Raw genomic sequence first — 12,364 nt, forward strand, 5'->3', positions numbered from 1 at the left:
TTTTAAAAATCAAGTATGGATTTTAAAAAATATTGTTTTTGCACCTTTTTTAGTTTGAGAAGATAAAAATTACTTTTTAGTACTTTTTTGACTAGAAAAATTATAATAAACTGCTTATTACCGTAAGCCCATGGCACGTTATGTTTTTATTACTGGTGGTGTGGTTTCTTCTCTTGGGAAAGGCATTGCTGCGGCAGCTTTAGCTGCGATACTACAGGCACGTGGATATCGTGTACGGATCCGTAAACTTGATCCTTATTTGAATGTTGATCCAGGCACGATGTCGCCTTATCAGCATGGTGAAGTGTTTGTTACCGATGATGGTGCAGAAACAGATCTTGATCTTGGTCATTATGAACGTTTTACTGGGCGTTGCGCTAATAACCAAGACAGTATCACGGCAGGGCGTATTTATCGCAATATCATTGAGAGAGAGCGCCGCGGTGATTATTTAGGGGAGACAGTTCAAGTTATTCCTCATGTTACAGATGAAATTAAGGCATTCATTACTACAGGAAACGAAGAGTTTGACTTTGTCTTATGTGAAATAGGTGGAACGGTTGGTGATATTGAGGCGATGCCTTTTTTAGAAGCAATTCGTCAACTGCGTAATGAGTTGCCAAGGCAAAGCGCTGTTTATATGCACCTTACATTAATGCCTTATATTGCTTCTGCAGGTGAATTAAAAACTAAACCAACACAACATTCTGTTAAAGAGTTGCAATCGATAGGTATTGCTCCTGATATTTTATTAGTGCGCGCAGATCGACCTATTCCAGAATCAGAACGGCGTAAATTATCACTTTTTTGTAATGTTCGTCCAAGTGCAGTGATCCAGGCGTTGGATGTTTTGACTGTTTATGATGTTCCCATAGCATATCATAAAGAGGGTTTAGATTCAGAAGTTCTTTTTGCTTTTGGAATTGATTCGGCACCTCAACCAAATATGAATTGTTGGGAGGATATTACATATCGCATTCATCATCCTGAAGGGGAAGTAACGGTTGCAATTGTTGGAAAATATATAGGTTTGAAAGATGCTTATAAATCTCTTATTGAGGCAATTGCGCACGGTGGGTTAGCTAATAGAGTGAAGGTTAATATTGAATGGATTGAAGCAGAGCTTTTTGAAAAAGAAGATTCTGCACCTTATTTACAAAAAGTCCATGGGATTTTGGTTCCTGGTGCTTTTGGTGGACGTGGCGCAGAAGGTAAAATCCGAGCAATTCAATTTGCGCGAGAACGTAAAATACCATTTTTGGGCATTTGCTTTGGAATGCAATTAGCTTGTATCGAGGCGGCTCGCAATCTTGCAAATATTAAAAATGCTTCATCGAGTGAATTTTGTGAGACAAAGGATGCAGTTGTAGGTTTAATGACGGAATGGCTTAAGGGGGATTTGCTTGAGAAACGTACAGCATCTGGAAATCTTGGTGGAACGATGCGTCTTGGTGCTTTTGCGGCTCAATTAAAAGAAGGTAGCCGTATCTCTAAAATTTACGGAACAACAAATATTTACGAGCGACATCGCCATCGTTATGAAGTTAATATTCATTATAAAGAAAGACTAGAACAATTTGGATTTATTTTTTCTGGTATATGTCCAGACGGTATTTTACCAGAAACAATAGAATATGTAGATCATCCATGGTTTATTGGGGTTCAATATCATCCAGAGTTAAAGTCACGTCCATTTGATCCGCATCCACTTTTTTCTTCTTTTATTGAGGCCACTGTGGAACAGAGCAGATTGGTTTAGTTTTATAAATTTGTGTGCTCACTTTTTGAGGAATAAAATGTCTACACCAAATATTTGTGTTAAAGTTGGAAATGTTGTTTTTTCCAATGATGCGCCTCTGTCTTTAATTGCAGGTCCTTGCCAGATGGAAAGTCGAGATCATGCTTTTGAAATAGCAGGTCGGCTTAAAACAATTACAGATCAAATTGGTATTGGATTTGTTTATAAATCTAGTTACGATAAAGCCAATAGGACGTCTCTCAATGCAAAGCGTGGTATTGGTTTTGAAAAAGCAATGATTATTTTTTCTGATCTTAAGAAAGAATTTGGCTTTCCGATATTGACTGATGTACATACAGAAGAACAATGTAAGGTAGTCGCTTCCACAGTAGATGTTTTGCAGATACCAGCTTTTTTATGTCGTCAAACAGATCTTTTAATTGCAGCAGCTAAAACGGGGCGTGTGATCAATATTAAGAAAGGTCAATTTTTAGCTCCTTGGGATATGGAAAATGTCTTAAAAAAAGTAACTCAAAGCGGTAATCCTAATGTTATGCTTTGTGAACGTGGCACTTCATTTGGTTATAATCGTCTTATTTCTGATATGCGCTCGTTGCCAATTATGCGCTCATTTGGAGCGCCTGTGATTTTTGATGCAACGCATTCTGTTCAAGAACCAGGTGGTAAGGGTGATTCATCTGGTGGGCAAAGGCAGTTTGTTGAAGCATTAGCACGCGCGGCTGTTGCTGTTGGTGTTGCAGGTATTTTTTTAGAAACACATCAAGATCCAGATAATGCGCCATCTGATGGGCCTAATATGATTAAAATTGATAACTTACAAAGATTGCTTGAAATTTTGATAGATTTTGATTGCTTAGCAAAAAAAAGACATTGAATATCAAGTATAGATAATTTCTATGAATGACGTTATGAATAATGTGAATCAGATATTCATTATATAAGAGAATTTGTATGACTGTAATTGTAGATATCATTGGGCGTGAAGTGCTTGATAGCCGTGGTAATCCAACTGTGGAGGTTGATGTTTATTTAGAAAATGGAGTTTTTGGTCGTGCCATGGTTCCTTCAGGAGCGTCAACTGGTACGCATGAGGCAGTGGAACTTCGTGATGGTGGTATGCGCTATCAAGGTAAGGGTGTTCAAAATGCTGTTGCTGCAATTAATGGCGAAATTCTTCAAGAACTTAGTGGGCAAGATGCAAAAAATCAAATGACAATTGATCAAGCAATGATTACTTTAGATGGAACTCCTAACAAAGCACGTCTTGGTGCCAATGCTATTTTGGGTGTTTCATTGGCAGTTGCAAAAGCGGCGGCAAAATCATTAGGTTTACCTTTGTATCGTTATATTGGTGGGACGCGAGCGCATCTTCTTCCTACACCGATGATGAATATTATTAATGGTGGTGTTCACGCTGATAATCCAATTGATTTTCAAGAGTTTATGATTATTCCAGTGGGAGCATCAACATTCAAAGAAGCAGTTCGCTATGGTGCTGAAATTTTTCATATACTAAAAAAACGTTTACAGGATGCAGGCTATAATACCAATGTTGGTGATGAAGGCGGTTTTGCACCTCATCTTAAAAGCGCTGAACAAGCAATTGATTTTATTATAGAATCCATTATTGCATCTGGGTATAAACCAGGTGAGCAAATTGCCATTGGTTTAGATTGTGCTTCAACAGAGTTGTATAAGAATGGTTCGTATTTTTATGAAGGTGAAGGTAAGTGCCGTAATACACACCAACAGGTGGAGTATTTAGCTCAGCTTGTTGATGCTTATCCCATAATAACAATTGAAGATGGAATGGCTGAGGATGATTGGGAAGGCTGGAAGCTTCTTACTGATTCGATCGGTAAAAAATGTCAGCTTGTTGGTGATGATTTATTTGTAACAAATTCAGTGCGTTTGCGCGATGGTATTAAAATGGGTGTTGCCAATTCTATTCTTATTAAAGCCAATCAAATTGGCACGTTAAGTGAAATGCTTGATGCTATAGAAACAGCCTATAAAGCAGGTTATCGTGCTATTATATCTCATCGTTCAGGCGAAACGGAAGATTCTTTTATCGCCGATCTTGCAGTTGCAACAAATTGTGGGCAGATTAAAACTGGTTCGCTTGCACGTTCAGATAGATTAGCAAAATATAATCAACTTATTCGTATTGAAGAAATGCTTGGAACACAGGCCCATTATGCGGGTGATTTATATCGTTAATGGCTGTTAGACAAAATTATTATACTCTTTATATTAACAGCATTTTTTAAGTTTGCTATTTTATTAATGGCTTTGCTATTCTATTAATAACAAGTAAATAATAATTTTATAGGTGGTGGTGATGAGAGGAAGAATTATTAGTCAAGAACAGGGGACATACCTTATTTCAGGAGATGATGGTGAACGTTATCAATTTGCACTTTGTGATTGGTTAGGAAAAAGCTCACCAAAAGTTGGTGATTATCTTGACTTTGTAGGCAAAGATGGTGCTGCCACTTCTGTTTTTCCATTGGTGAAACAACAATATTCAAAATTAGTTCTCGCACTCGTTTGTCTCTTTATAGGTACTTTGGGTGTTCATCGTTTTATAGTTGGTAAAACTGGGACTGGTATTTTTATGCTTATTCTATCTTTATCTATTTTGGGGTTACCTATTTCTGGAATTTGGGCATTTATTGATTTTATCGTCATTTTAACAGGAGGTTTTACTGATAAAGATGGAAATAAAATCAAAAGTTAACGAGTGCTTTGTGTTTCAATATAAAATGTGATATTTTTATTTTTGATGATAAAATTAATATAAACTGTAAAAACAAGGTGCGTGCTGTTGTTTTGATAATAAGCTGTTAATCAAAGTCATGCATAAATTTGGATAGAGTATTTAAAAAAGATCATGACTGTTATGTGGACAAAACAAAAACGTAGATCAATTACAGCACGCTTTATTCTACCATTTATGACGGTTGGAGTTTTAAGTTATTTTGGTTATCATATTTACCATGGTGATTATGGGCTTTCTGCGCGCAGCAAAATTGTTCAGCATATTACTGAATTGAATGAGGAGCTTCATAAAATAGAAGCTGAGCGAGTGTCTATTGAAAAGCGTATTTCTCTTTTACGTGATGGGCATATTGAAAAAGATATGTTGGATGAGTATGTGAGGAGGAATTTAAACTTTTCCAAATCAAATGAATTGACAATTTTAATTTCTCCTGACGAGATAAAAAGTTAACTAGAAATCGATTAATTTAAAAAAATAATTTAAAACAGTCACTTATGATGAGATGTGAACTGATCTTATAATACTTGTAACTTTTGTTCGTAAAGGTTATTTCTAGATAATCATCGAAGGGAGTTTAATATGGCAGAACGGGCTAAAAGAAAATCTGCGCCAGTAATACAAGCCACATTATCAAATATTACCAAAACAGCCAAGAAAGCTAATTTTACAAAAGATGAGGCAATTGCTGCTTATCGTGAAATGCTTTTGATTCGTCGTTTTGAAGAAAAAGCAGGTCAGCTTTATGGTATGGGCTTAATTGGTGGGTTTTGTCACCTTTATATCGGGCAAGAAGCCGTTGTTGTTGGCACATTAAAAGCGGCAAAAGAAGGTGATCAGATTATCACATCTTATCGTGATCATGGACATATGTTGGCAGCTGGTATGAGTCCGCGTGGTGTTATGGCAGAATTGACAGGGCGTCAAGGTGGCTTTTCCAAAGGAAAAGGTGGCTCAATGCATATGTTTTCCAAAGAAAAGAATTTTTATGGTGGGCATGGCATTGTTGGTGCGCAGGTTCCAATTGGTACAGGTTTGGCTTTTTCGAATCAGTATCTTGGTAAAGATAATGTGACACTGGTTTATTTTGGTGATGGCGCTGCAAATCAGGGGCAGGTTTATGAAAGCTTTAACATGGCTTCGCTTTGGAAGCTTCCTGTTGTCTATATTATTGAAAATAATCAATACGCTATGGGAACGTCAGTTTCTCGTGCATCTGCGGAAACGGATTTTTCTCGTCGTGGTCTTTCTTTTGAAATTCCAGGTATTGTCGTTGATGGTATGGATGTTCATGCAGTAAAAGGGATTTCTGATGAGGCAATTGCTTGGGCACGTTCAGGGAAAGGGCCTATCATTCTTGATATGCAGACTTATCGCTATCGTGGCCATTCCATGTCTGATCCAGCAAAATATAGATCAAAAGAGGAAGTGCAGAAAATAAAAGAAGAGCACGATCCGATTGATCAAGTAAAGCAACAAGTTATAAAACAAGGTTGGGTTAGTGAAGACGATTTGAAGTCTATTGATAAAGAGGTTCGTGCGATTGTTGCTGATGCAGCAGATTTTGCACAAAATGATCAAGAGCCAGATGCTTCTGAGCTCTATACTGATATTCTAGTTTAAAGTGGGGAACGTGAATATGTCTATTGATATTTTGATGCCAGCACTTTCACCGACGATGGAAGAAGGTAAATTGTCTAAATGGCTCAAGAAAGAGGGTGATACAGTCAGTTCCGGTGATGTGATTGCTGAAATTGAAACTGATAAAGCAACAATGGAAGTAGAAGCTGTTGATGAGGGTACTATTGGTAAAATTTTGGTTCCTGAAGGTGCTGAAGGTGTGAAGGTTAATACTGCTATTGCTGTATTGTTGGAGGAGGGTGAAAATGCTGAAGACATTTCACAAAGCACAACTAAAAAGACAGAAAAAGTTTCTCTTTCTTTATCAACGCCGGTTAGTCCTGTTTTTAATGGTGCGAGTGATCCTGATATTCCCGCGGGCATTGAAATGGTTACAATGACGGTGCGCGAAGCACTGAATCAAGCTATGGCTGAAGAAATGCGACGCGATGAGATGGTCTTTTTAATGGGTGAGGAAGTAGCGCACTATCAAGGTGCTTATAAGGTTAGCCAAGGTTTGTTAGAAGAGTTTGGTACGCGCCGAGTTATTGATACGCCAATTACAGAGCATGGTTTTGCGGGGTTGGGTGTTGGTGCCGCATTTGGAGGTTTGCGTCCTATTGTTGAGTTTATGACATTTAATTTTGCTATGCAGGCAATTGATCAAATTATTAATTCAGCAGCGAAAACTCGTTATATGTCTGGTGGACAGATGGCTACTCCTATGGTTTTTCGTGGTCCCAATGGTGCTGCAGCACGTGTAGGGGCTCAGCATTCACAGTGTTATGCTGCATGGTATAGTCATATTCCGGGTCTCAAAGTTGTTATGCCTTATAGTGCAGCCGATGCAAAAGGTTTGCTAAAGGCAGCTATTCGTGATGATAATCCTGTTATTTTTCTTGAAAACGAGATTCTTTATGGTCATCAATTTGAAGTTCCTAAAATGGATGATTTTGTTTTACCTATTGGTAAGGCACATATTCATAAATCTGGCCAGGATGTGACAATTGTTGCTTATGGAATTGGAATGCACTATGCAATTCAGGCATTACCGGAAGTTGAGAAACTTGGCATTGATGTTGAATTAATTAATTTGCGTACTATTCGCCCAATGGATCTTCCAACAATTATTGCTTCAGTTAAAAAAACTGGTTGTTTAGTAACGGTTGAAGAGGGGTACCCTCAATCGTCTGTTGGTACTGAAATAGCAACACGTGTTATGCAGCAGGCTTTTGATTATCTTGATGCGCCAGTTTCTACAATTGCTGGAAAGGATGTTCCCATGCCTTATGCTGCTAATCTTGAAAAATTGGCTTTACCGGATATTACTGAAATTGTCGAAGCTGTTAAGGCTGTGACTTATCGAGCATAACGAAGGAAAACGCACTATGCCTATTAAGATTACAATGCCTGCGCTTTCTCCTACAATGGAAGAAGGAAATTTGTTAAAATGGAATATCAAGGAAGGCGATAAGGTCTCTACGGGTGATGTTATTGCTGAGATTGAGACAGATAAAGCGACGATGGAAGTAGAAGCCGTTGATGAAGGAACAGTCGCAAAAATTGTTGTTCCTGCTGGAACGCAGGGAGTTAAAGTTAATACTTTAATCGTAGTTTTAGCAGAAGAAGGCGAAGACTTAAATGAAGTAGCTAAAATTGCGGAAGATAAGTCTTCTTTTGTTTCACAGAGAGTACCAGTTGATGAAAAACAGGTAGAATCAAAGGGTGTGCAGGTTTCTGATTCATCACAAACTCAGCTATCAATGCAGAAGAATGAAAATAATATGCGTCTTTTTGCGTCACCTTTGGCGCGGAGGTTAGCGGCTCAAGAAGGTGTCAATTTATCACTTATTTCTGGCACAGGCCCTCATGGGAGGATTATTAAGCGTGATGTTGAGAAAGTCCTAAGTGATGGTGATCTTAAAGCTTCTTGTTTATTACAAGTGGGGCAGCCAATAGAAACTGGTGTTGCGGATGAACAAATAATGAAACTATTTAAAGAAGGTGAATATACGTTTACACCTCATAATAGTATGCGTAAAACAATCGCTAAACGTTTGACTGAATCAAAGCAAATGGTACCGCATTTTTACGTAACAATAGACTGTGAGCTTGATGCGTTGTTAGCGTTACGTGCGCAACTTAATGCTGCTGCTCCAATGGTTGAAACGCCAGAAGGTGCTAAACCCGCTTATAAATTATCCATAAACGATATAGTTATTAAAGCTATAGCACTTTCTTTAAAAGCTGTACCTGATGCTAATGTATCATGGCTTGAAGGTGGAATGCTTTATCACCAACACTGTGATGTTGGTGTTGCTGTTTCTATTCCAAATGGGTTAATTACGCCAATTATTCGCCATGCAGAAGAGAAATCTTTGTCTACTATTTCCAATGAGATGAAGGATTTTGCAATGCGTGCTCGTGAGCGTAAATTGAAACCAGAAGAATATCAAGGCGGAACAACAGCGGTATCAAATATGGGTATGTATGGTGTGAAAGAGTTTTCTGCCATTATTAATTCACCACATGCAACAATTTTTGCGATTGGTGCGGGTGAACAACGTGCAGTTGTTAAAGATGGTGCATTAGCGATTGCTACTATGATGTCAGTTACACTTTCCACTGATCACCGTGCTGTTGATGGTGCGTTAGCAGCAGAACTTGCTCATGCCTTTAAAAAACTAGTTGAAAACCCATTAGCAATGTTAATGTAGTGATTTTTAAGTACTCCACATAAATTGTGTATGTAACCACAAGAATGGGGAATATGAAAAAAAGCAGATCTAAATAGTTTTAATGGTAGTTTTACGGCTTCTTTTGATTTAATGAAGGTGTTCATGTTGGTTCTTAGAACAAGATATACGAAAAAGATTTATCCTTTTGGTTTTCTGTTTTAAGCTCAGATAGTCTGGATCCGTTTGTATATGTCCATGGAGGGATTACTGTGGCAAATCTTTACGATATAATTGTGATTGGTTCAGGACCGGGTGGATATGTAACTGCAATTCGCGCGGCACAATGTGGTTTCAAGACAGCGATTGTCGAACGTGAACATTTAGGTGGTATTTGCTTAAATTGGGGTTGTATTCCAACAAAGGCCCTTTTACGTTCAGCGGAAATGAAACATTTTGCTGAACATGCGAAGGATTATGGGCTAAAACTTAATGGTTCAATTGAAGTAAATATTAAAGATGTTGTAGCACGTTCACGTGGGGTTTCAGCACGTTTAAATGCTGGTATTGGTTTTCTGATGAAGAAAAACAAGATTGATATTGTTTGGGGTGAAGCAAAGTTAACTAAAGCAGCTAAGGGTGGTCAGCTTGCAGAGATTGTAGTTTCTCCATCATCAAAAACGATTATGCAGCCGCAAAATCCCGTGCCTAAGGGAACATTAGGTGAGGGGACTTATCAGGCAAAACATATAATTATTGCAACTGGTGCTCGTCCACGTTCTATTCCCGGTATTGAGCCAGATGGGAAGCTCATTTGGACTTATTTTGAAGCGATGGTACCGCATACATTACCAAAGTCACTATTGGTGATGGGGTCTGGAGCAATCGGTATTGAATTTGCTTCTTTTTATCATGATATGGGTTCTCAGGTGACTGTTGTTGAAATGATGCCTCAAATTATGCCGGTCGAGGATATTGAAATTTCAACATTTGTGCGTAAACAATTAGAGACAAAAGGCATACGTATTTTAACTGAAACAAAAGTGACAAAGGTTAAAAAAGCTGTTGATTCTATTACGGTGCATATCGATGTTAAAGGTAAAACAGAAACATTGACGGCTGATCGATTGATTTCAGCTGTTGGAGTTCAAGGTAATATCGAGAATCTTGGATTAGAAGCATTAGGTGTCAAAACTGATCGTGGATGTATTGTAACTGATGAATGGAGCTGGACAGGTGTGGAAGGGATTTATGCTATCGGTGATGTGGCTGGCCCTCCTATGTTAGCTCATAAAGCGGAAGAAGAAGGCGTAATCTGCGTTGAGCATATTGCAGGTTTAAAAAGTACGCATGCGCTTGATAAAAAGAAAATTCCTGGATGTACCTATTGTACACCACAAGTTGCTTCTGTAGGGCTTTCAGAAAAGGCGGCAAAAGAGGCGGGCTACGATATACGTATTGGTCGCTATTCTTTTTCGGCTAATGGTAAGGCAATTGCTTTAGGTGAAGATCAAGGACTGGTTAAGACTATTTTTGATAAAAAAACAGGGCAGCTTCTTGGTGCCCATATGGTAGGGACAGAGGTAACAGAACTTATTCAAGGTTTTGTTATTGCCATGAATCTTGAAACAACTGAAGAAGAATTAATGAGCACTATTTTTCCACATCCGACGTTGTCGGAGATGATGAAAGAAAGTGTATTAGATGCTTACGGTCAGGTTTTAAATGCTTGATGGTGAGATTATGTGAAAAATTTTGCATTTTTTGGTTTTTTATCAGCATTTGCTATTGAAAAAGCAGAGGTCTTAGATGGTTACGGTGGTTGATAGAGTTACGAACAGACGTGTCCGTCATCCTGAAAAGGCACATCGTCCAGATACGATTATTCAGAAAAAACCAAATTGGATTCGTGTAAAAGCACCAACATCACAGATCTATAAAGAAACTCATAATATTGTACGTTCCAATAAATTGGTGACAGTGTGTGAAGAAGCGGGCTGCCCGAATATTGGTGAATGTTGGAGCCAGCGACATGCTAGCTTTATGATTTTAGGTGAAATATGTACGCGAGCCTGTGCTTTTTGCAATGTTGCAACGGGTATTCCACTTGCAGTTGATGATGATGAGCCAGAGCGTGTGGCAGATGCTGTTGCGCAGATGGCGTTAAAGCATGTTGTTATTACATCTGTTGATCGTGATGATTTGGCTGATGGTGGTGCACAGCATTTTGCGAAAGTTATTCACGCTATTCGTCAAAAGACTCCTACAACAACAATTGAAGTCCTTACACCTGATTTTCGCCATAAGGATAATGCGTTAGAAATTGTAGTTGCTGCTAAACCTGATGTTTTTAATCATAATTTGGAAACAGTTCCATCTAAATATTTGAAGGTGCGTCCAGGAGCACGTTATTTTCATTCAGTTCGATTGTTACAACGCGTTAAGGAACTTGATCCAACAATTTTTACAAAATCGGGAATTATGGTTGGTCTTGGGGAAGAGCGGAATGAAATTTTTCAATTGATGGATGATTTACGTTCTGCTGATGTAGATTTTATGACAATTGGACAGTATTTGCAGCCTACGCGAAAGCATCATCCTGTCATTCGTTTTGTAACTCCTGATGAATTTGAATCTTTTGCCAAGGTTGGTAAAGCGAAAGGTTTTTTACATATGGCTTCCAATCCTCTGACACGTTCATCTCATCATGCTGGAGATGATTTTAAAGCTTTGCAAAAAGCACGTGCTGAAAAATTTGCCTGATTAGAGAGAGTTATGCCAACTTTTACAACACATCGGCAAATTGCCCATACTGCTCATGAAATGTTTAACCTTGTTGCAGATATTGAATCTTATCCTGAATTCTTACCAATGTGTGAAGCTTTAATAATACGTTCTCGAAAGGAGTATGAGGAAAAAACACTTCTTCTTGCTGATATGACAGTTGGTTATAAAATGATTCGAGAAATGTTTACGACGCAAGTGCTTCTTCAACCTAAGAAAAATCTTATTGAGGTTAAATATATTGATGGTCCATTTAAATATCTTGAAAATCATTGGGTATTTAATCAAATCCAAAATATGAATGCATGTAATGTAGAGTTTTTTATTAATTATGAATTTAAAAGTAAAATGTTAGAACTACTGACGGGATCGATGTTTGATGTCGCTTTTCATAAATTTACTAATGCTTTTGAGAAGCGTGCTCATCAGATTTACGGTGTTTTAGAGGCATAATAATTGGGTTAGCTTAAGACGCGTAATGAATATTACATTTTGCGGGTTGCATTATAACAAGACTAAAAACTAAAACTTGAATGCAAACAATATTATGAAAATGCACAAATTTCATAGATTTATTGAGGTGCTATTTTTAAAATTTTTCATGTTTATAACGAACTTGGAATTATCGTCTTTTGAGTATTTTTTTATTTTTAGCTATTAGTAGGAACAAATTTTTGCAAAATGACAAAGTGTATTTATAAATTTAGTGCATATGCTCATAGGTTTGTTTTAATTTCATTTGAATAA

At 37.8% G+C, this 12,364-nt stretch carries 11 protein-coding genes; all 11 read left to right on the top strand.

Going from position 1 to position 12,364, the window contains the following annotated elements:
* The first annotated feature begins 130 nt into the window (after positions 1 to 130).
* The 11 genes from BBBE_RS02550 (at position 131) to BBBE_RS02600 (ending at position 12,070) form a co-directional block, all read left to right on the top strand.
* Positions 131 to 1,759: a CTP synthase gene (locus BBBE_RS02550; RefSeq protein ID WP_010701054.1), complete on the top strand. Its 1,629-nt coding sequence runs from the start codon at positions 131 to 133 to the stop codon at positions 1,757 to 1,759.
* 37 nt (positions 1,760 to 1,796) lie between these two features.
* Positions 1,797 to 2,633 (top strand): 3-deoxy-8-phosphooctulonate synthase, encoded by an 837-nt coding sequence (kdsA, locus tag BBBE_RS02555; RefSeq protein ID WP_010701055.1) that lies wholly within the window; start codon positions 1,797 to 1,799, stop codon positions 2,631 to 2,633.
* A 77-nt stretch (positions 2,634 to 2,710) separates the two neighbouring features.
* Entirely contained in the window at positions 2,711 to 3,979 is a 1,269-nt protein-coding gene (gene eno, locus BBBE_RS02560; protein WP_010701056.1) for a phosphopyruvate hydratase, read from the top strand.
* A 121-nt stretch (positions 3,980 to 4,100) separates the two neighbouring features.
* A complete protein-coding gene (locus BBBE_RS02565) occupies positions 4,101 to 4,499 on the top strand; it encodes a TM2 domain-containing protein (RefSeq protein ID WP_010701057.1) in 399 nt (132 codons plus the stop codon).
* A gap of 162 nt (positions 4,500 to 4,661) precedes the next feature.
* Positions 4,662 to 4,991 (top strand): FtsB family cell division protein, encoded by a 330-nt coding sequence (locus BBBE_RS02570; RefSeq protein WP_035464641.1) that lies wholly within the window; start codon positions 4,662 to 4,664, stop codon positions 4,989 to 4,991.
* 129 nt (positions 4,992 to 5,120) lie between these two features.
* On the top strand, positions 5,121 to 6,161 hold the full coding sequence (gene pdhA / locus BBBE_RS02575) for a pyruvate dehydrogenase (acetyl-transferring) E1 component subunit alpha (protein WP_010701059.1): 1,041 nt from the start codon (positions 5,121 to 5,123) through the stop codon (positions 6,159 to 6,161).
* Positions 6,162 to 6,177: 16 nt separating this feature from the next.
* The gene (locus BBBE_RS02580) at positions 6,178 to 7,530 is read left to right on the top strand and encodes a pyruvate dehydrogenase complex E1 component subunit beta (RefSeq protein ID WP_010701060.1); all 1,353 of its coding nucleotides are present in this window, start codon (positions 6,178 to 6,180) and stop codon (positions 7,528 to 7,530) included.
* Between the two features lie 16 nt (positions 7,531 to 7,546).
* Positions 7,547 to 8,875, top strand: a complete 1,329-nt coding sequence (locus BBBE_RS02585; RefSeq protein WP_010701061.1) for a pyruvate dehydrogenase complex dihydrolipoamide acetyltransferase — start codon at positions 7,547 to 7,549, stop codon at positions 8,873 to 8,875.
* Positions 8,876 to 9,105: 230 nt separating this feature from the next.
* Positions 9,106 to 10,566: a dihydrolipoyl dehydrogenase gene (gene lpdA / locus BBBE_RS02590; RefSeq protein WP_010701062.1), complete on the top strand. Its 1,461-nt coding sequence runs from the start codon at positions 9,106 to 9,108 to the stop codon at positions 10,564 to 10,566.
* 76 nt (positions 10,567 to 10,642) lie between these two features.
* A complete protein-coding gene (gene lipA, locus BBBE_RS02595) occupies positions 10,643 to 11,596 on the top strand; it encodes a lipoyl synthase (protein ID WP_010701063.1) in 954 nt (317 codons plus the stop codon).
* Positions 11,597 to 11,608: 12 nt separating this feature from the next.
* On the top strand, positions 11,609 to 12,070 hold the full coding sequence (locus BBBE_RS02600; protein WP_010701064.1) for a type II toxin-antitoxin system RatA family toxin: 462 nt from the start codon (positions 11,609 to 11,611) through the stop codon (positions 12,068 to 12,070).
* Positions 12,071 to 12,364 lie beyond the last annotated feature (294 nt).

Source organism: Bartonella bovis 91-4, assembly GCF_000384965.1.
GTDB classification, from domain to species: Bacteria; Pseudomonadota; Alphaproteobacteria; order Rhizobiales; family Rhizobiaceae; genus Bartonella; species Bartonella bovis.